We start from the raw sequence: 21626 nt of genomic DNA, 5'->3' as shown, positions 1-21626 counted from the left end.
TCACGCGAAGGCCAGGATCGCAAGGAGGCCGGCGAGCAGCAGCATGGCGCGGCGGTAGACCGTCAATCCCCGATCGATGTCGGCGGCAAGCGGATCGCGCGCACCTTCATTCAGCCATGGCTCGTTCGTGGTGCTGCCGTGATAGATCCGCGGACCGCTGAGCCGCACACCAAGCGCACCCGCCATCGCTGCTTCCGGCCAGCCGGCATTGGGCGAACGGTGACGGCGTGCATCCCGCGTCATGCAGGACAGCGCCTCTGATCGCCGTGGCGCCAACAGCACGAACAGAAATCCGGTCAGCCGCGCCGGAACGAAATTGGCGACGTCGTCGATGCGCGCCGCGGCCCAGCCGAAAGCTTCGTGGCGTTCGGAGCGATGGCCGATCATGGAGTCCAGCGTGTTGATCGCTTTGTAACCCAAAATGCCGGGAAGACCGAACAGCGCGCCCCAGAACACGGGTGCGACGATCCCGTCGGACGCATTCTCGGCGAGGCTCTCGATCGCCGCGCGCGCGATGCCGGCCTCGTCGAGCGTCAGGGGATCGCGGCCGACGATGCGCGAGACCGCGTCGCGCGCGGCGGCGATGTCACCGGCCCGCATGGGATTTGCGACGGCAGCAACGTGGTCGAGCAACGAGCGCAGCGCGACCAGCGGCCAGGCGAGGACGCCGACCAGCACGACCTGGATCTCCAAGGGAAGCAGGGACTGAAGCGCCCAGCCGAGCGCAACGGCGAGCCCGATCACCGCGAGCGTTCCGGCAAGACCGGCGGCGCGGCGAAACGCCGGCGGATCAGACGATCGATTCCAGGCGGTGTCGATGGCAGAGATCATCCGGCCCAGCCAGGTGACGGGATGGCCGATCCGCGCGAACAACCACGACGGCCAGCCCAACAGGGCATCCACCGCCATCGCCACCGCCATCGCACCCGCAAAACCCACACCCGTCTCCTGTCCTGCCCCTGTTGCGCAAAGGGTGGCCGGAGCGCAAGCCCCTGATTGGCGGATTTCGGCTTTGTTTTTGGCCGCGTTTGGTGATTAGTCAGGCCCACAGGAGACCGTTATGGCCATCATCTTGATCACGGGCGGAGCGCGATCGGGCAAGAGCGCCCATGCGGAAAAACGCGCACGCAGCTTTCCGGGCCGACCCGTCTACATCGCGACGGCCGAGGCGCTCGACGCGGAAATGGAAGCACGCATCGAAAAGCATCGCAGACGACGCTCAACCGATTGGATCGAGCGAGAGGTACCGCTCGATCTTCTGCAGGCGTTGATCGAAACCGATGGCGGCGGCCCTAGACTGGTGGACTGCCTGACCCTGTGGCTCTCCAACATGATGCATGCGCAGCGCAACTGGGATCACGAAGTCATGAAGCTCGCCATGTTCCTGCGCGCCCAGAAGAGCCCCGTTGTCTTCGTCACCAACGAAGTCGGCCTCGGCATCGTCCCCGACAATGCGCTGGCGCGGAGCTTCCGCGACGCCGCCGGGTTCATGAACCAGGCCATCGCGGCCGTTGCCGACGAGGCCGAGTTCGTCGTCGCCGGCCTGCCGATGAAATTAAAATGATGCCGCGCGCCGAATTCTTGCAGGACGTCATCGCCGATCTCAGGATGGCGGCATCGTTCGTGACGATCCTCCCCGTGGCACCGTCGAAGCCCGCAGCTGACGGCGCCGTCGCGCGCGCGACCTGGGCCCTGCCCGTGGCGGGACTGCTGGTCGGCCTTGCCGGCGCCCTGGTCTACAAGGTCGCGAGCCGGTTCGGTCTGACACCGAACCTTGCCGCCCTGCTCGCGCTGGCCGCGACCGCCCTTATCACCGGCGCGCTGCACGAGGACGGCCTTGCCGACACGGCCGACGGGCTCGGCGGCGGCCGCACGCGCGAGCGCAAGCTCGAGATCATGCGCGACAGCCGGATCGGCACCTATGGCGTCTGCGCGCTGATCCTGTCGTTCGGCCTGCGCTGGAGCGCGCTCGCGGCGATCGCCAATCCGTGGGCGGTCGCGCTCGCGCTGTGCGCTGCGCATACTGCGGCCCGCGCGGGCTTGCCGGCCTTCATGTCGCAGGTCGCACCTGCGCGACCTGATGGCCTATCGGCGAGCGCCGGATCACCGCCGGGCGGCAGCGTTGCGATCGCATTCGCTGTTGGAATCCTCACGCTCACGCTCACGCTTGGGCCCGGCAAGGCGTTGGTGAGCCTGATCCTGCTCTCCCTCGCCGGCTTGATGCTGGCGCGACTTGCCATCCGCCAGATCGGCGGGCAGACCGGCGACATCCTCGGCGCGTTCGAGCAGACCGGCGAGATTTTGATCCTCCTGGTTGCCGCAGCTTTCCAGATCGGAGGGTGACGCGATGGTCGAATTCGACGACGCCTTCCGCCAGCACTTGCGCGAGCTGTTCGTGTGGCGCCGCGACGTGCGCCGCTTTCGCGCCGATCAGTTGCCTGACGGCGCCATCGATCGCCTGATCGAGACGGCCTGTCTCTCGCCCTCGGTCGGACTCAGCCAGCCCTGGCGCTTCGTCATCGTCGACGACGTCGCGCGGCGTCGCACCGTGGTCGACGATTTCAAAGCGTGCAACGCCGACGCGCTGAATGCCTATGCCGGTGAACGTGCAGCGCGCTATGCCACGCTGAAACTATCGGGTCTCGAACAGGCCCCGGGGCACCTCGCCGTGTTCGCCGACAAGGCCAGCGACATCGGTCACGGCCTCGGCCGCGCGACGATGCCGGAGACGACGGAATATTCGGTGGTCGCGGCGATCACCGCGATGTGGCTCGCCGCGCGCGCCGAGGGCATCGGGCTTGGCTGGGTATCGATCCTCCATCCGGATCGCATCCACGCCATTCTCGACGTGCCGGACACCTGGAAATTCATCGCCTATCTCTGCATCGGTTATCCGGAAGTCGAATGCGACCGGCCCGAGCTGGAACAGGCGAAGTGGGAGCAGCGGCGCGGCGCGGAAGAATTCACACTGCGGCGTTAAGCGCGTGCCCCATACGCCCTACGACTTGCTCCTGCCGGCAACCGCCGCAACCGGCGCGGGGCTTTCCTGCTTCTGGAACATCAACAACGGCCGGAGAACGACGCGGCCATAGGCCTCGTAGTGGTGCTGGGTCGAGACGGCCATCTTCAGCGGCGTCGCGTAATTCGCCTCGAACGTCATGAACGAGGCGTAGGTCCAGGAGAAGCCGACGCCGACCGAGCCCAGTTCGGTGATTCCCGGAAACGTCGAGTACACCGCCCCCCAGTCGGTGAAGATGTAAGTGTCGAAACCCCGGAGCCATTGCGACCAGTTGTAGTGCAGCTCGGCGTTGAAATAATAGCCGCTGTCGCCGGAGGCCGAGTTGGAGGGATAACCGCGCACGGTGGTGGGACCGCCGATCGAGAAGATCTGGTCGCCCGGCAGCAGCTTTTCCTGTGTGTACTGCCAGCTCGCCAGCACGTTGGTGCTGAAATTTGCAGGCCCCGCGGCGCTGGTCGCGAACATGGAGCCGGTATAGATGTTGAACGCGCGGTTGTTGCCGAGCACGTGGTCTTGCCATGCGATGTAGTTCACCGCAGGCGAGACCGTGATCGAATAGGTATTGCCGGAATTGGTCACCGAGAGGCCGGCCGTGGCCTTGTCGTAATGGTCCTGGGTCACGGCCACCGTTGCGAAGCGGCTGACCGTCTTGCCCTCGGTCTCCGCGGCGTTGAGCAGCACCAGCCAGTTCTGGGTCACCCAGACCGGCTGGCTGAAATTGACCGCGGCCTGGCTCGAGCGTCCGGTGACGTCGAGCGCGACGAACGGTCCCTGGATGATCTTGATCTTGCCTTCGGTATAGCTGACACCGGCGCGGCCGCCCCAGGGATTGACCGGGATGCTGTAGGCGACATTGCCGTTGAGATTGCCGTCGGAACGGACGCCGTAGAAGGTCAGGCGGTCGTCGACGCCGAACAGGCCGTGGCGCTTGTAGAAGGCCCCACCCTCCCAACGCCCGGTGTTTTCCGCGCCCTGGTTGTCGGTGAAGAGCTGCAAGGTGTCGACCGGCGGCTCGATCACGGCGAACTGGAGATCGGTCAGGCCGAAGCTCGTGCCGGGCTGCAGCAGCGCCCTGATCTGCACGTCGTTGGTCCGGTTGAACCAGATCACGTCGCGATTGAGTTTCGGAACGTCGAGCACCTCGCCTTCGGGCTCCTTCACGCGCTGAAGGATGTAGTCGGGGCGGGTCTGCTTGTTACCCTCGATGGTCGTCTTTTGGAGCCGGCCTTCGGTCAGCTTGATGCGGACGATGCCGCCCTTGGCATCCTGCTCGGGCAGCGTCGCAATGCCCGTGACGATGCCGCGCTCGGTATAGAGGGCGTTGATGTCGGCGACCAGCTGCAACAGCGAGGCGATGTCGACGTTCTTGCCGACGTACTTCTTCGCGATCTCGTCGAGCTCGGCCGGCGTAATGAACTTGGAGGCGTCGAACTCGACCTTGTGCAGGCGGAATTTCGGCCCGCCCGGCTTCAGGAGCTGGGACTTCTCCCGCTCGCCGCCAATCACCGCCGGCCCGTTGAGCTTGGGCGGCGCGCTCTGCTGTTCGAGCTGCCGGCGTTGCCGGTCGACGTCGTTCTGGATCACGCCGGGATTGATCGACGGAATCTGCGCCCGCGCGGGGACGATGCACGACGCTGCCAGCCCAAGCCCTAACGCTGCCCCCAGAATCCGCATCCCTGGTCCCGTTACCATGCCTGTGCGAGACGGCCAATGGCCGGCTTCGCCGCCCCGATCGCCGCGTCGTTCCAGCCGGTGCGTCCCACGCGCTGACCCTGCCGGCGCAGCTTGCGCATGTCGCTCAATCCCTCGATGTTGACGGCGGGTCCGGCCCCGATGGTTTCGACCGGTCGCGGCGTCAGCAGCGCATCGAGCCGCGCCTTGCCGGAGAGACCGAGCAGGTAGAACGTCCCCCCGTCCTTCTTCGCGAGCCAGGTCTCGATGTTCTCGTTGCCCTCGCCGTCGACGGAGATGTTGCGGATCATGCTGGCGCCGGTGAAGTCGTTGCAGCAGGTGTGGGTCGGCCCGTAATTGGTGACGGTCGCGGAGACGCCGCCGGTGTAGAACACCACATAGGTGTTGCTGACATTGGCGTTCCCAACCTGGCTCATCGTGAACACGCCACCCGGCTGGTAGAGCTGGAGCGACGGCCAGTTGGACGGCGCCGGCGTCCGGTTGTTGAGCAGCACCTGCTGGGTTGCCGTCGTCAGCATGAGCTGACCCGGGACATAGCCGTTCAGGATCGCCACGGCGTGGGCGTCGGTCCAGAAGTTCGCATCCACCACCCTGAACTGGTTGATGATGATGCCGTCCGGATCGATCGAGACGTTGGCCGAAGTCGCCGTGCCGCCGTTGTAGCCGGTCACGTTCATGATCAGCGGGACCTGCGGCGTCGAGCGGATCTGCTCGCCATTGACCTTGATCGTATCCGCCGCAAGGTCGAGCTCCCTCACCACGCTGACGAAACCGATCGTCAGGTCACCCGGCGCGGACAGCTTGACCGTGTTGCCCCTGATCCGGTCGAGCGAGACCGAGCCCGCCGAAGCGAAGTGCGTGTCGCCGTTGGCGAAGATCGATCCGCCCCGGATCGAACCGGCATCGGAGCGCAGGTCGATATCGCCGGCATCACCCGGGATACCCGCCGTGGTGAGCTGGTTGAAGACAATGTCGTTGACGGCATGCAGAGTCTGTGTGCCGCCGCTGATGGCGGTGCCGAGAGTGATCCCCCCGACAGTCGCGGTGACGTCGAGCGTGCCGCCGGCCGTGAGATTATCCCAATGAACGACAGTGCCGCTCAAGACAGCGCTGCCGGTCGTGGCCGTGAGGTTATGACCGGTGTTGCTGCCCGCCGCGATCAGCCTGGCCGAGCCGTTGGCGGAGACCGAGCCGAGCGTCGTCACACCGCCCGACATCACCGTCTGCGCCAGGATGAAGCCGTTGTCCGCATTGACGTTGATGCTGCCGGCATCGCCGTTGATACCGGTGGACGTGAGCGCGTTGAAGCTGACGTTGTCGTGGGCGCGGATGGTCTGTGTGCCGCCGCTCTGCGCGGTCTTGAAGCCGATGCTGCCCTGGCCCGCGGTCGCGTCGAGCGTCGTGCCGACGTTGAGGACGTTCCAGTTGATCGCGCCGCCGGCGGTCAGCAGGCCCGCTCCGGTGGTGGCGGCGAGCGTGTTGCCGGTGATGGTCGAGGTTGCGACCAGCGTCGCCCCGCCATGGGCGGAGACCGAGCCGAGCGTCGTCACGCCGCCCGACATCACCGTCTGCGCCAGGATGAAGCCGTTGTCTGCATTGACGTTGATGCTGCCGGCATCGCCGCTGTAGCCGGTGGACGTGAGCGCGTCGAAGCTGACGTTGTCGTGGGCGTGGATGGTCTGTGTGCCGCCGCTCTGCGCGATCTTGAAGCCTATGCTGCCTTGGCCCGCGGTCGCGTTGAGCGTCGTGCCGACGTTGAGGACGTTCCAGTTGATCGGCCCGCCGGCGCTCAACAGGCCCGCTCCGGTGCTGGCGGCGAGCGTGTTGCCGGTGATGGTCGAGGCTGCAACCAGTGTCGCCCCGCCATGGGCCGAAACCGAGCCGAGCGTCGTCACGCCGCCCGACATCACCGTCTGCGCCAGGATGAAGCCGTTGTCGGCCGTGACGTTGATGTTACCGACATCACCGCTGTAGCCGGTCGTAACCAGCGACTTGAACGTCACGTTCTGGCTGGCGTGGACCGTTTGCGAGCCGCTGCTGTCGGCCGTGCCGATGACAATGCTGCCATTGTTCGCGACGGCGCTGAAGCTGCCGCTCGCACCCGTGGCCGTGCCCGCCAGTACTTGGTCGAGCGTCAAGCCGCCTGAACCAACCAGATCCACGCCACCCTTCACTGCGGACAACAGGCTTGCCTCGGTGTCGGTGAGAGCCTTCAGGTAGATGCCACCGGCGCTCGTGCTCGCCGAAAGCCGAGCCGCGCTGAGGATGAGGCGGGCCGCCGCACTGCCGATGCCGTTCGATGCGTCTAGCGAGACTTCTGCCCCTGAGCCGGACGCGACGATCTTCGTTTGACCGTCGCCGTTGTCGATGATCGCTCCGGGCGAAGCGACGCCGCCGGCGGTAACGACGATCGACGGCGCGTTCGAGGCCGCCGCATAGGACAGCGACGAGTTGAGCTGGCCGATGGTCGCGTTGCCCGTGGTGATCACTGAGATCACGCCGGCCGCGTTGATGGCCGAATAGGCGCCCATCGACAGTGAGGCGGAAGCCAGCGTCACCCCGCCCGAGGAGCTGCTGGCCACCACCGGCGCCGCGCTGGTGCCATCGGCGAAAGTCACAGCGCCGTTTGCGAGCAGCTGCATCAGGCCAACGCTGGTGACATCGGCATTGATGCTGATCGCGCCGTGCGGCACGTTCAGCGTCAGTGTCCCGCCCGCAGTCAGCGCGCCGTAGGTGCCGGTCGCACCCACCGCGAGATCGTGCGCCACGACCAGGATGCTGAGGTCGCCGACCGCGGAGCCTGTGAGCGCGCCGGAGAGCTGCACCTGAAGCGGCTGGAACGTCGCGCCGTTGAAGCTGATATCGCCGCCGGCGCGCAGATCGAGATCCGTGCCGACGATATGCACCGCCGTGCGATCGGCGAAGTTGGTTCCAGCCTCGGCATAGATGCTGCCTGTCGCGGCCAACTGGATGGCGCCGGTCGCTGAGACGTTGCCGAGGACCAGGTCGCCGGTGGTCTGCTTCACATAGACGCCCAGTCCGGACGACACCTGATCAAGATGATCGCTGGTCGGGCTCGCGAAGGCGATCTGGATCGCGTTCGCGTTGGCCGCCGGGTCGGCTCCGGCCGCGCCAGCGCTGCCGATGTTGCCGTGCTCGGCGATCAGGGAGAGGTTGGGAATGTCGCCGGAGATCACAGGAACCCCGCTCACGCCCGCGGAGATGCTGCCCACCGCATCGAGCTTGACGTCACCCCTGCCGGTCACCTGGATGCCGCCGGCCTGCGCGGCAGCGATCGGACCGTAACTCGCGGCCGCAATGCCGCCGAGCACGAGGCTGTTCTTGCTGCCGAGATAGACCTCCGACAGCGCCTTGGCGGTGACCGCGGTTGGATTGTCCAGAATGACGAGGCTCTGTTGCGACAGCGTGACGTTGTAGGTCACGACGCCGGTCGTCGGGTCGGTCGAGGAGTTGACGACGAGCTGTCCGGGACCGGCCGAGGCGAGCAGTCCCTTCTGGGCGGACGTCAGCGACGAGGCATTGACACTCGTGAACGTGAACGTCTGAGGCGCCGCGAGCTGGCCGACCGAACCGTTCGGTGTGTACAGCATGACCTGGCTGGCCTTGATGTTGGCCGCGACATCCTCGCTGATCGGCGGTGGCGGTGCACCGACCGCTGAGGAAGAGACGGTGTAGGCGAGCTGGCTCTGAGTCCATTGCGAGCCCGCTGTGATCATCCCGTAGAGCTTTTCGGTCGGAGCGAGCGTATAGGCATAGTTCGAGCTGTAGGTCGCAAGCGCCGTCTGCAGGGCCGTGTTGGTCGGCATAAGCTGATGGCCAGTTGCCACGCCGTCGAACAATCTGGTGAACAGGTTCGACGAGAGCGTGCTGCCGAACAGCGTCGCCAGAGGGTCAGAGGGCGCGGTGCCGAGCAATGTGGTCAGCGAGGCCTTGACCTGAACCGTGTCGATCATGCCGAGCAGGAACTGGTCCTTCAGCAAGCGCGTCGTGGCCTCATTCTGCATGTCCGTCGTCGAGACCGCCGAAGGATCGATGCCGAGCTTGGCGGCTACCTGCGCCCGCAGCACGGTCAGGCCCACCGAGGTCGGGCTATAGGTGTTGCCGTTCGCGAAGGCGACGTTCTTGAGCTGGAAGTAGTCGTTGTAGGCCGCCGTGACCATGGTCTGGTAACTGTTGACGGTTGCGGTCGCGCCGTTGCCGCTGAGGAGGTCCAGGCTGGTCCAGACATCCGCCAGATGCGCGCTCTGCTCGGCCGTGAGGCCGCCGGACGACAGGCCGTTCAATATCCTGGCTTGCGCCCCATCGGAGGCCGCGGCCTCGAGGAACACCGGGCCGCTCTTCGACTCGACCGTGCCGAGCCGCAGATCGCCCTTGGACTGCACGATGTAGGTTCCGGTCGTCGAATAGCTGTTGAGCATGCCGCCATCGACGCTGCCGTCGACCAGCGTCGTGCCGGTCGCCTGGATCACGAGCGGATTGATGTTGGTGAGGACGGTCGCGCCGTTGCTGACGCCGGTCACCGCGCCAATCGCACCGCCGGTGGACCTGATCTCGATGTTCTTGCCGACGACGACAGAGTTGGCGACGCTGTAGGCGGACGCCGAGTTGATGTCGCCGGTCGCCGAGATGAAGACGCTGCCCTGCGGCGCGTCGCCGGCCACGGTCGAGTTCACCTTGACCTGGTTGATCGACAGCGAGCCCACGGCCGCGATCGCAATATCGTGGTCGATCGAATTGGCGGTGAGGCTGCCGCCATAGACCTGCACGGAGACCGGCGCCCCGCCGGCACCGATGCTGCCGATGCCGCCCGCCGCCGACAGCGACACACTGGTGCCCGATATCACCGGGTTGTTGGCGTTCGCGCCGACCGTGATGGCCGAACTGGCGCCCGTGGCCACGACCGAAGTCGCACCCTGAAGGTTGTTAATGGGGCCGTTGATGACGATGCCGGAGTTCGACGTGACCGCGACCGTGCTGGCGCCGCCGCCGTTGAACTGGATGTTGATGGGGTTCGATGCCTTGACGGTGTTGGTCAGCGTCAGCGTCAGGTGATCGAAGATCTCCTGGAACCAATCGTACTGTCCATCCGCGCCGCAGCACTTGTCGGAATGGGTGTTGCCGCCGCCGCCGTGAGCCGAACCGGTCGCGGTGACGACCTCCTGGTAATTCGTGCTCTGCAATTGTCCCGTGGTGGCGCCGTTGGCGACCTGCTGCACGTCCGAGACCAGGCTGGTGGTGCGGACGAAGGAGCTACCGCTGTTGGGATCCCGCGAGGTGTATTGCCAGCCATAGTCGAACTGCGTGCTCGTCGTCGAACGATCGAGCCGCGCGGTGTCGACCCACTGGTAGTACATGTTGGCTTGCGGCGCGTACTGCAGGCCGGCCGTGCCGCTTGTCGCGGCAAGCATCGAGCCGTCGTACTGGCTCGCATTGACGCTGTTGGTTCGATACGTCGACACCTGCTGGCCGCCCGGGGCGGCAGGATTGTAGACGTACCACGTCGTCTGCGCCTTGAGCTGATCGACGATCTCGATCACGCTGGCTGCGCTGACGCCGGTATTGATCGTGTTGGTGACGAGTTGAAGGCCGGTGGTGTTGTTCACCGTGATCGTGCCGGCGCCCCCGTTGACGATGATGTTGCCCTGCGGCGTGCCGTCGGTCGAGGTCGAGATGATCTTGCCGTTCAGGTAGACGTAGCCGCCGGACCCCTGCACCACGCCATTCAGGAGGATCTGGTCGGCGGCGGCATTGTACCTCGCGCCGACCTGGACGTCGCTGCCACTTACCTTCGACAGATATTGCGTCAAATCCACATAGCTGCCGTGCTGCGCGTTGGTCTGGGCCTGGGCAAAGGCCGAGCTGTCGGCCTTCAGAGCGTTGATGGCGTTCAGCGCGCCGGTGCCGATATTGACCGAATAGTTGCTGCTCGAGCCGCTTTGGATGGTGCCGTTGATGTTGAGAACCGATGCCGACAGGATGATCGCCTTGCCGATGATGAAGGGCGCATTCGCCGGCGGGTTGGTCGCCGTGTTCGCCGTCTTCGGCGTGATCACATCGGGCTGGATGTTGATAACCTGGAAGTAGGCGGAGCAATGCGAGCAGTTGAACGGGCTGGAGCCGCTATAGACGCCCTGGCCATCATAGGTGCTTGCCTCCCATGGGGCGGTGCTGATGGTCTGCCTGGTCGGCCCCTCGATCGTCGCGAGCGTTGACGCGTCGGGAGTGCTGCCGGCATGTTCGTTGCCGTTGCCCGGCGCACCCGAACCCATCGGCAGGAAGATCGCCGAATAGAGCGAAAGGCCGTCGTAATAGAGATCCAGCAGCCGCGCCGTAAAGACAGTGCTGTTGCTCGCCGTACCGGCGACGCCCGCGCTGCCGGAGGCGCAGCAATAATAGGAATACGGGTGATTGCCGCCGGAAGCGATATGCACGCCGCTGTCGTAGGCGCCATAGGCACCGAGATAGGTCGCCGCCGCCATCACCGCCGTCAGCGTGTCGTTGTCAGCCGGCTTGTACTCGGTATTGGCCCATTGCGAGGCCACGTCGTGGTTGGAGCTGAAGATGCTGCCGACGCCGCCATTGAAGGTGAAGGAGCCGTTCGGCACCACCATCTGGATTGTCGCAGCATCGAACGTCTGCGATGCGACGACGTTGCCGAGATTGTTGGTGATCTTGAGCAGGCCGTTCTCGTTGGTGACGACGCCGTCGAAGTAGATGTCGGGCGTGCGCGTCAGGGTGTTGCCGTTCTGGTCGACACCGAGACCCGTGTTGGGATCCTTGCGGTTATAGACCGCCGAGATGTCGATGATCGGCGTCGCGCTGTTGTTCGACGTGAAAGTCACGTTCGACGACGACCCCGGGTCGACCTGCGGGTGCGTGACCAGCCCCCCCGTCACGTTGGTGATCGTGAGGTTCGACAGCGCGACGAAATCGAGGCCCTGGTTTTCAATCTTGATCATGGGCGAAGAGCGCGCGATCACCGATGGTGCGGCAAGACCTGCGCCACCTGCCCCGGACAGCCTCTGCGCCAGGATCGAAACGTTGCCGGCCGACACCATTATATCGCCGAACGCGAAGGCGTTGCCGGATGCATTGGCAGCGAACGGCGCCTGCTGGATCAGGGTATTGATCTGGCGCTGGATCTCGCCGGTCGGATCGGTGCCGCCAAACGTGATCGAGGGCTGCGTGGCGGAAAGCGCCGTCTGGACCTGCGTCGACGTCAGGCCACTCAGAGATGCGAGTTGAGCGACGATCGTCTGGTAAGGATTGAAGCCGCCCACGATGGTGTACTGGATCGTCTGGTGGTTCCAGCTCATCACCCGATTGAAATGATCGACGTCGGAGACGTATTCGAGCGAGAGCGGATCGTAGGGGCTCGTCGTAGACAGGGTCGGCGTGCTCGCGCCAAGCGCGATCGTGATCGTTTCGTCATTGTGGATGCCGGCCACCACGAGGCCGTTGAGCGCGACATTGCCGGTCCCGCCGCTGTTGTCGTTGCTGTGATTGTCGCTGTTCTTCGCGCTGAAGATCTCCAGGTACGGATTGTAGTTGCTGCCGAGGCCGGAGGCCGTAACCTGGCCCGGCGTCGCGGTGAGCGAGATGTCGTTGGCGCCGAGCACCTTCGAGCCGATGGCAAGCGTCAGACTGGTGTCGTCGTCGGCGTTGGCGGTGCCGCGATAGAGGCCCGAGATGGCAACGACCGTGTTGTTGTAGACCACCGTCGTCGCGTTCGCGGCCACGCTGCTGTAGACGCTGCCGTCGCCGGCCAGGCCTGCGGCGATGTTGATCTTGCCCCAGGCCTCCACTGTCGAGGTGCTGCCGACATTGACGTTCTGCGTTGCATGCACCCATGCGTTCGTGCTGGCACCGACTCCGCCGACCGCACCATAGAGGCTGGCGTTGGCGTAATTGTTTGCCGCCATCCGCGACGCCGAGCCGATATAGATGTTGCCGGCGCTGAACAGCTCTCTGGCCTGAATGTTGACCGTGAGCGTGGCATTTGCCGTCATGTCGGATTCGGCGCCGCCGCCGGCGAACAGGCCCGCGGCGCTCAAATTGACCGTGTCGGTCGTGCTCAGCGTGTTGTAGGCCTCGATGTTGATTGCGCCCGTCGTCGTTCTCGGATCGGCATTAAGGCTCAGGATCGTACCGGCGTCGATGTTGGTCGTGACGGTCTGCGTGACCCTGGACTTGCTGAGCGCCGCCGCGCCGGCAAACACGCCGCCGGAACCAGACCGCGCCCCGCCACCAGCCTGGTTGACCACGTCGTTGGCGATCACAACCATATCGCCGCCGGCCGAGTTGACGATCAGATGCGTGCCGATTTCAGCGGTGGTCGCCGACGTGACATCGTTCTGCGCGCTGCCACCGGAGGCGCCCGCCGTAGAGGCCTGATAGGCATCACCGCTGCCGGCATAATTCGTCGTATGTTTGGCCTTGATGTTGAGGCCGCCGAAATAAAGTGTGTTGTCCGTCGCCTCGCCATAGAGCATGGCGTCGGTGACCGCGGTGGTCGCCGTCGTCGCAACCGCTGCTGCGCCGGCATAGGTGCCGCCCGCACCGACGAGCGCGCTGGCGACGTTGGTATCCGTGCCCGTGGCGGTGATCTGGAGAACGCCCGTGTTGGACGCGGCGGTGACCGCGCCGGCCCCGAGATAGGCGTAGGTGTGGGCGCTCGAGGAGACCTGTGCGACGGTCGCGCCAATGGCGAGGAACCCGGTCGAGAGGCCAGTCGACTCGGCGTACTGGCTGCTGTCGTTCTCTGCGGCAATGACCACGTCGGCATTGGGAAGATGGATCCCGATGCCGCCATACGCACTCACCGTCGCGTTCTCGGACGCCCTGGCATAGCTGCCCTGGGCACCGATCAACGAGCCGCCGCCGCCCGCGAGCGACCAGGCGTAAGTCGTCGTGCCGCCGGTCGGCACCAGCGCCATGGCGGTCACACCGAGCGCACCGCCCGAGAAGGTGGTGTTGTCGCCGACATCGGCCGTGACGGTGGCCGTCACCATCGATTCCGCGACGGACACGCCGATGGCGCCGCCGCCGACCGCGACACCGATCGCCTTGCTCGAAAGCTTGGGCGTGATCGATGCCGACACCAGCGTGCCGGCGCCCGTCGCCGACGTGGTGATCGATGAGTTGGAACCGATCTCTGCCAGGACCGTCGAATTTTCCTTCGCTGTCGCAACTGCGCCGTCACCGGCGACGATACCGCCGGCGACCGCAGTCGCGGAAGCGGACATTGCGCCGGCCTCGGCGGCGCCAACCGCAAGGATCGAGCTGTTCACCGTCGCGTTCGACAGCACCTTCGCCGCGACCGAACTCGATCGTCCCGTGGTCGCGATCGACACCCCGATGGCTGCAAGGCCGCCGGTGCCGCCGCCCGCGGTCACGCTCTGAGTCGAGCTGTCCATCGCCATCACGGCGACGCCAGTGGCGCCGGTGCCGCCCGTTCCGGTCACGGAGCCGCCGAGTTGGGCCGTGACGGTATTGGCGACGTTGCCGACCGCCACGGCTGCATCCGCGCCGAAATAGAGCGCTGCACCGCCGGCGATCGCCTCGCTGTCGACGGTCTTGCCCGAATAAGGTCCGGTATCGGCGTCCTTGACCCGCGCCCCAACCGTGACGGACGGCGCGGAGACGATCGCGCTCAGATTGGCGAGGACGCTGCTGTCGACGCTAGTGTAACCGATGCCGGCGCCGATGCCGACGTTCTTGGCAAAGCCCGCGCCGAGCAGGAACATCTTGGTCGCGTTGGCGCTGGTGGCGGCGACGTTGACCTGCGTGCCGGTCACATTGCCGCCCGCGATCTGGGCGGTGACGCCGTCATTGCCGCCGGTCAGGACGGTGCTGACGTCGTAGGTCGAGGTTGCGTTGGCGTTGCTCGGATTGCCCGAGGTGCCGCCCGCGACCGCGTCGCTGCCGTGCGAGGAATTGGTGCCCGCGTTCACTGATGCGAGGGTGCCGTTGTTGCCCTGATTGAGCTGGCCGGTCTGCTCGCCCTGCGTATCCGGATCGGCGGTGTTGGTGCCGATGATGATGACGCCGACGGTCGCACCGATGCCGACGCTGCCGCCGATGCCGGCGGTGACCGCGTAGGACAGGACTTCCTTGGTGCTGAGCGCGCCGACGTTGATCGCGCCGGACGAATTGAGGTCGCTGTTGCGGCTTTCCGCAATGGTCTGGCTCTTGAAGACGATCACGTTCGCCGCCGCGCCCACGCCGACGCCGGACCCGCTGCCGGCAATCGAAAGCGCGCCGGCGATCTCCTTGATCGCCACGTCCTCGGTGGCGTTGATCGTGACCGCACCAGCCGAACCGCCAGTGGGGGACTGCAGCGTGGTGTCGTAGACGCCAGCGATGGTGGTGTTGTTGGCAATCTCGATGTTGGCCATGCCGGCGATTGCCGCCGCGCCGGTCGAGAGTGCCCCGCCGATCGAATAAGCCTGGAAGCGGTTCTTCGTCGTAGCCTCGACGTCGAGCGCGCCGCTCAGATTGACCGCGGTCGTATGTGCCGCGCCGATGCCCTGGTAGTGGAACTCGTCGCCGACATAGGCCTCGGTCCGGTTCGCCGAGACCTGAACAAGGAACGCCGCGCCGATCGCGGCCTGGCTGCCATAAGCGCCCGAGCCGTTCGCCGACGCGATACCAGTGGCGTCGTAGGCATTGACCGTGAGCGACGACGCCGTGAGGGAGCCGCCGTCGACATAGGCCTCGGTGGTTGCGACGAAGACGTTCAGCCCGACCGAGCCGGTGCCGAAACCGACCGCGATCGACGATGCGTCCTGCTCGGCATTGGCCTTCACGGTGACGGCGCCCACCGTTGCGCTCGCCGACTGCACGCCACCAACGGTCGCATTGGTGATATAGGCCTCGGTGTCGCGCGACATCGTCGTGCTGAGAATGGTCGCACCGCCGCCCCCGCTCCCGGTTGGCGGCACCACGCCGGCGCCGAACGCGCCCGAATAGGAGAAGCTGCTGGCGGCCACATCGATCTGCGGGTCCAGCGTCGAACTTGCCAGCCGAGTGTCGATCGCCGCGCCGTCGATATAGGCCCTCGTGGATCCGCTCATCACATTGGTGATCGGATTGATCATGATGGAGATGCCCGAGCCCGCGGACAGGGTGGCGACGTTGGTGACGACGGCCTGGTGCGAGCTGGCGACGACGGCGAGGCCGCGCACACTCTCCTGGGTCTCGCTCAGATCGGGCGTGGTGTCGGTGGGCGCGCTGAAGCCGCCGAGATCGATCGCGTGCGCGAGCGTGCCGCTGTTGACGGAAAGCACGTCGCTCGTGCTGGTTCCGCGCGCATCCACTTTGGTTGTCGTCCCGCTGATATAGGCCGCGGTGGTGCCGGTGATCTTGTTCGTGACCATCGAGCCCGCGCCGCCTGCCGCGCCCTTGCTGATGGACACGGCGCCGGCGAAAACGCCCGCTTTGTCATTATTACCGGCAATCACGGCAACGTTGTTATTCGCTGCGACGTCGGCCCCGCCGGTGATGCTGGCGGTGACGTTGGTTCCCATCAGATTGGTGGCGACCGAACCGGCAAGGCCGATCTGCGAGGAAATCGCAATACCGACGGCAACCGTCGAGATATCGGCATTCGAGTTCGCGTTGACGACGACATTGCCGGAGGCGGTCAGCTTGGAGCCGGTGACGCCGGCACTGACATTGTTGGCAATGCTGCTGTAGACGAGGGCCAGGCCCGCTGCGCTGCCTTGCGTCGAGGCGCCAGCGACGGCGGCGGCGCCGGTGATGCTGGAATTGTCGGTCGCGGTGACGGAGATGTCGGAGGCCGTCACGGTCGATTGCGTCGTGTCGGACTGGTTGTTGCCGATTGCCGCCGAAACATTATTGGCGATCGAGCTGATTGTCATGCCGCCGACGCCGGCAAACTGACCGGTCGCCAGACCGAAGCCAATCGTGACCGACTGGATCTTCGTGGTGTCGACCGCATTCACACTGACGCTGCCGATCGTCGACATCCGGACGTTGGCGATATAGGCCGAATGCGTCGTCGCGATGGTATCGTACACCATGGAGGCGCCGACATTGTTCTTGCCGGCCTGGATAATGCCCGCAACGGAGATGATGCTGGCGCCCGGACCGTTCGCCGTGCCGTCGTTGAGCGCCGCCGCGCTAAAATCTATGCAATTCGCCGTGCCGTTGCCGGCGGCGGCCGTGCACGTGTCCGACGCGAGATGATTGTTGTTCGACTTCTTGACGAGATTCCCGAGCGCCGTATCGAGGTCCGACACAGCGCCGCTGTCCGCCAGCACCGTCACGCGCCCGACGTTGATGTTCACCGTCGAGTTGCTGCTGATATAGGCCGTGGTCGTGGACGTGATTTCGTCGACGACGATGGAACCCGACAGGCCGTTCGACCCTGCCCCGGCCGACGCGGCACCGGCCGCGACGATGCTGGCATTGTCGGCGAGCACCAGAAGCGAGTCGTAATTGCTGATCGACGTGGACTTGATGTGCGCGTCAGTCGCGTTGCCGCCGGAGGGATCGCCGATCGAAGCATACGTCATGGCGAGGCCGAAGCCGCCCTGTCCGCCGGAAATATAGAGCGAACCGCCGCCGACCGCGATGTTGCTGGTCTGATAGGCATCGACCTCGAGAGCCCGCAGGACGCCTGTGCTCCCGCCGGCGATCGTCGAATTTTCGATGTAGGCCTGCGCACTGTCGGTGATGATGCCGACGGACAGAGCGATCGAGGCGGCGTTGGACCGCGTTGACGCGGCAAGGCCGATCGCCACGACCGTTTCCGATCCGCCGTTCAAGGCCTGCACGGTCACGGACTGCTGGTTGTTGACCGTGGAGTTGGAGATGAAGGCTTTGGTCACATTGTTCGAGATCGCCGCAGCGATGGTGCCGTCGACGGCCACGCTCGTCGAGCCGGCGCTCCCTCCCAGATTGGCGGCGGCGCCGCCCGAGCCGTTGTTGAGGATGGTGTCGTTGAGCGCCTGGACTAACAAGGTGGCCGTTGGGCTCGGCGAGTAGCGGTTGATCGTGGCGCCGGTGATCGAGGCGGTCGTGGCAAGGCTCACATCGCTGATGGAAGAGCTGCCGGCAAGATCGATCGTGAAGCCGCTGCTGGAGGCGCCCGACGACGAGCCAACCTTGGCCAGCGCGGTTGAAATCCCGCCCGCTCCGCCGGTCGCGGCTGCGCCGACGGCACCGGCCTTGGTGCCGAAGTCCGACACCGAAGGTTCCGAGATCGCAGCCGCAATCGACGCCGCGGTGATCCCGCCCGCGGTCGTCGCGGAAATCGCCAGATGGTCGGCCGTGACCGACCCGTTACCGCCGCCGTTCCCTGAGAACGGATCGTCCGAACTGAACGGGCCCGACCGGATATCGCTGTGATTGTCACCGACATAGGCAGCGGTGTCGGTGGTCGCGCCGAGATAGGCGACGGCGAGGCCGACGGCGGAGTTGCCGCCGGCTGACACCGCGCCGGCAACCGACAGCATCGACAGATCCTGCTGCGCGAGCACATTCACCGTCGGAGCCGACACCGTGGCGCCGATGCCTATCGAGGCATGCGTCGTGTTGTTCACGAGCGCGATCGACGTAATCCCGTTCAGCGCCAGGGCGCCGGCCGCCTTGCCGGACGTCGGCGCGACGCCGAAGAACTGGTCGGTCGTCGATGCCGTGATGGAGACGTTGTCGGTCGCGCCGAGCGAAGCGCCGGACGCCACGCCGGCGATGGTATTGTTCCAGAACTGGACCAGATTGAGCGCGCCGCCCAGCGAGGAGCCGCCCGAGGTGTTGCCGGGAAGGAAGCCGAGCGTGCCGACATTGCCCGCAGCGTCGATCGAGGCCGAATAGGCCGTCGCCGCGATGGCGAGTGTCGCGTCGAAGGCCTGCGTCGCCCCGCTGTCCAGCGCAGCCGTCCATGCGCCGCTGCCGCAACTCGCAACCGTGCAGGTCGACGTCAGGTTGGCACCGGTCGCGGCCCAGGCCGTGGTGTTGTTGTGAACCATGAAATTGTTCAACGACCCTGCGATGCCGACGGTGTCGCCGGCGTCCGCGGTCGAGTTGGCGTAGCTGGTCAAGATGCTGCCGCCGACGCCGAGATTGCCGTTGAGATGCCTCAGCACATCCGTCAGCGAGGCCCATTGCAACCAGGTGTTGGTGATCGGCATATAGGTGTTTGCCGAGACGCCGATCTCCGGCGCATTGATCAGGGTCGCGTCGCCGATATAGGCGTTCGAATTGTGCGTGAAATCGCCCCACGCGACCGCTGCGGCAACGGCCGTCGACTGACCATCGACCGGGCTCGAGCTGATCGCCGAGGCCGTCGCAATGCTGCGCACGCCCACGTCGATCACGTTGCTGATGACGGCGACGTTGCCCGACGTATAGATCGACGGCGCGCCGCCGCTGGGGTTTTGCGCAATCGCCGCCGTCGCGCTCTCCGTGCTGCGCGCGATCGTCAAGGCCGCCGCCGCCTTCAGGTTCAGATCCGCGGTGAAAAGCGTGCTGAACTGCTGGGAGAACAAGTTGGGATTCATCGTGCCCACGACCAGGGCACCCTGGAGTCCGGCGATCAAAGCCGGCGTACCTGTGATGGTCGAGGACATCGTCGAATTCGACGTCGTGTTCGAGGTCGCCTCGACCGTCACCGAGCCGTTCATCCGGTTCGACGTGCTGGACCCCAGCGACGACCCGAGGGTCGCGGTCGCCGAGGTGTTGACGTTGCTGATCGCGACGGCACCGCCGACGCCGCCGTTCAGGGCCGGATTATCCAGCCCCACGGAGGTCGCGGACGTCGAGAAGCTGTTGTTATTCAGCGCGCGCAGCGCGAATCCACCGGTCGATCCGCTCGCGGTGCCGACGCTCAGGTGGGCGCCGGTCGCGACGTTTGCCGTGGTCGTCACCGACGCCGTCGAATAGGCCACCGTCGCCACGAGAACCGCGCTCGAGGTCAGCGATACGGCCGTGACGTTCATCGTGGCATCGTTGGTGGCCTTGATGCCGAGGCTACCACCTGCGCTGATCGTCGCATTGCTTGCTACGTTGGTGGTGACGTTGCCGGCGATGTTCCCGACCACGACCGCAGCGCCGACCGGCGATACGCCGAGGAGCGACGAGGCGATAACGGGATCCTCAGCCCTCTCCGACCCGTACGCGCTGATCGAGACGTTGCCGCTGCCGGAGATATTGGCATGGCCGTTGATGTTCACGGTCGCGGTTGAGCTCGCCGCGACATAGCCTCCGTTGAGGCCCAGGATCATGCCTGGGACCGACTCGCCGACAAGCGCGAAGGTCGAAGCGAGTGAGCTCGTGAAGCTCGCCACCGCCGTGGAGCTCGCGCTAATCGAGATCGCGCCGCCGGTGATCGTGCCGTCAACGGTGATGCCCGTGGTCGCATGCGCGTGGCCGGACATCAGGGACTGGCTCGCCGTGGCTGCAAGCGTGACCCTGCCGCTGTCGTAGGTCGTTCCACCAATATTGATCGCCTGGGCGAGGATCTGTGCTCCGTTGACGATGCTGATGGTGGGCGCGTCGATCTCGACATTGATGGCGTTGCCGACGGAGTGAGTCTTGGTCGCATCGAGATTGCGGGCATCGATCACCGCATGCGCGGCCAGCGTGACCGAATTGTCAGCCTGAACCAGATAGGTGCCACCAGCGCTGAGCGCCGCGATGGCGTTGGCGACGGACGTGTTCCCGAGGGTTACGCCGACGTCGCCCTGGCTGGCGTCGCCGATCACCACATCGGTCGGGTCGATCAGCAGCGTGCCGGCCCGGCCGTTCGGTGCGGCAAGGTTGATGGTGACGCCGCTGCCGACGTCGATGACGCCATTTCCGCTCAGCTCGACCAGGCCCGCATTGCCGGTTTTCGAACTGGCATTGATCTTCGCGCCGCTCTTCACGGTCACGTCGTTGCCGGCCTTGACGAGGACGCCGCCGGCATCCGCGGTCCTGCTTGCCGTGCTCAACCGCGCATTCCTGCCGAGTTCGGCTTGGTTGCCGGCCACGACCGTGATGTTGCTCGGCGTCGAGGTCTTGCTGCGCGCGGTCAGCCGTCCGTTGACGCTGGCGTTGTTGACGGCGCCGATGTGAATGGAGCCGTTGCGCACGGAAATCGCGGCGGCGCTGCGCAGCCCCTTCGAATTGACCGAGGCTGCGAACTTCGCGGCGTGATCGAGATTGGCAATGTCGCGCTGGCTGGCGCCACCGACAAGGACGTTCTGCCCGGTCAGGCGCACGCCATCGATGGCATTGACCCGGCCGTAGATCCGGATGTTGCCGTCCGGCGAGACCGGGAACGAGCCCGCCATCAGATTGGCGACGGCCGATCCGTTGATCTGCCCCTGCGCGCCGATCAGGCTGTCGGTGAACTCGCGCGTCGGCGTCGAGACGTTGAGGCTGCCGACATTGACCGTGCCGCTGCGGCCGACCACGAAGCCCTTGGGATCGGCGAAATAGACGTTACCGCCGATCGCGCCATTCATGTAGGAGTTCAGTGTGCCGTTGACGTAGACCGGTGCGTCGCGAACGATGTTGACGAGATTTTGCGTGCCGGTCGGCAATTGCAGATTGACTGTGTTGCCCTGCCCGACGCTGAACTGCGAGAACGAGTTGAAGGCGCTGGTGCCGGAGACGGTCGACGTCGTGACGTTGGTGACGCTGCCGGACGTCTGCAGGCTGGTCCCGGTGCGGCCGTCCGGCGTGATCACGTTCGCCGGCTGCGCCTGCAGGCGGACGCTGAACACCGGCAGGAAGACCATCTGCATCGCGCAGAGCAGTGACATCGAACGGAAGCGCGCAAGCCCCCGCAGCGTCAGCTCGTCATTGTCTCGCCTTGCAGATGGTCGGCGCATTTCAGATCCTCTTCATCGGCACTGGGGCCGATCCACAACCGGGTGGGAGAATG

General features: G+C 65.5%; 6 protein-coding genes. 3 read left to right on the top strand and 3 right to left on the bottom strand.

From position 1 onward, the window contains the following. Entirely contained in the window at nt 1–939 is a 939-nt protein-coding gene (cbiB, locus tag ABIB80_RS12600; protein WP_354127536.1) for an adenosylcobinamide-phosphate synthase CbiB, read from the bottom strand. A gap of 121 nt (nt 940–1060) precedes the next feature. On the opposite strand from cbiB, the gene cobU reads away from it, so the two are divergent. Genes cobU through bluB form a run of 3 tightly spaced genes read left to right on the top strand, consistent with a single transcriptional unit; the run spans nt 1061 to nt 2980 of the window. Beyond that, a complete protein-coding gene (gene cobU, locus ABIB80_RS12595; RefSeq protein ID WP_354127535.1) occupies nt 1061–1564 on the top strand; it encodes a bifunctional adenosylcobinamide kinase/adenosylcobinamide-phosphate guanylyltransferase in 504 nt (167 codons plus the stop codon). Then, a complete protein-coding gene (gene cobS, locus ABIB80_RS12590; RefSeq protein ID WP_354127534.1) occupies nt 1561–2343 on the top strand; it encodes an adenosylcobinamide-GDP ribazoletransferase in 783 nt (260 codons plus the stop codon). Before cobU ends, cobS begins: the two co-directional genes overlap by 4 nt. 4 nt (nt 2344–2347) lie before the next feature. Beyond that, nucleotides 2348–2980 (top strand): 5,6-dimethylbenzimidazole synthase, encoded by a 633-nt coding sequence (bluB, locus tag ABIB80_RS12585; RefSeq protein ID WP_354127533.1) that lies wholly within the window; start codon nt 2348–2350, stop codon nt 2978–2980. 18 nt (nt 2981–2998) lie between these two features. Here the strand turns inward: bluB and ABIB80_RS12580 are convergent, their stop codons facing one another. After that, the gene (locus ABIB80_RS12580) at nt 2999–4693 is read right to left on the bottom strand and encodes a ShlB/FhaC/HecB family hemolysin secretion/activation protein (protein WP_354127532.1); all 1695 of its coding nucleotides are present in this window, start codon (nt 4691–4693) and stop codon (nt 2999–3001) included. Between the two features lie 11 nt (nt 4694–4704). Further along, a complete protein-coding gene (locus ABIB80_RS12575; protein ID WP_354127531.1) occupies nt 4705–21573 on the bottom strand; it encodes a leukotoxin LktA family filamentous adhesin in 16869 nt (5622 codons plus the stop codon). Between the last annotated feature and the right edge of the window lie 53 nt (nt 21574–21626).

It is taken from the genome of Bradyrhizobium sp. i1.15.2, from assembly GCF_040548425.1.
GTDB lineage: Bacteria > Pseudomonadota > Alphaproteobacteria > Rhizobiales > Xanthobacteraceae > Bradyrhizobium > Bradyrhizobium canariense.
This window is presented reverse-complemented; position numbering and strand designations above follow the sequence as displayed.

What these genes read in the sequence shown, in the direction of transcription:
- cobU (WP_354127535.1), top strand. Translation starts at nt 1,061, where the DNA reads ATGGCCATCATCTTGATCACGGGCGGAGCGCGATCGGGCAAGAGCGCC.
- cobS (WP_354127534.1), top strand. Translation starts at nt 1,561, where the DNA reads ATGATGCCGCGCGCCGAATTCTTGCAGGACGTCATCGCCGATCTCAGG.
- bluB (WP_354127533.1), top strand. Translation starts at nt 2,348, where the DNA reads ATGGTCGAATTCGACGACGCCTTCCGCCAGCACTTGCGCGAGCTGTTC.
- ABIB80_RS12580 (WP_354127532.1), bottom strand. Translation starts at nt 4,693, where the DNA reads ATGCGGATTCTGGGGGCAGCGTTAGGGCTTGGGCTGGCAGCGTCGTGC.
- ABIB80_RS12575 (WP_354127531.1), bottom strand. Translation starts at nt 21,573, where the DNA reads ATGCGCCGACCATCTGCAAGGCGAGACAATGACGAGCTGACGCTGCGG.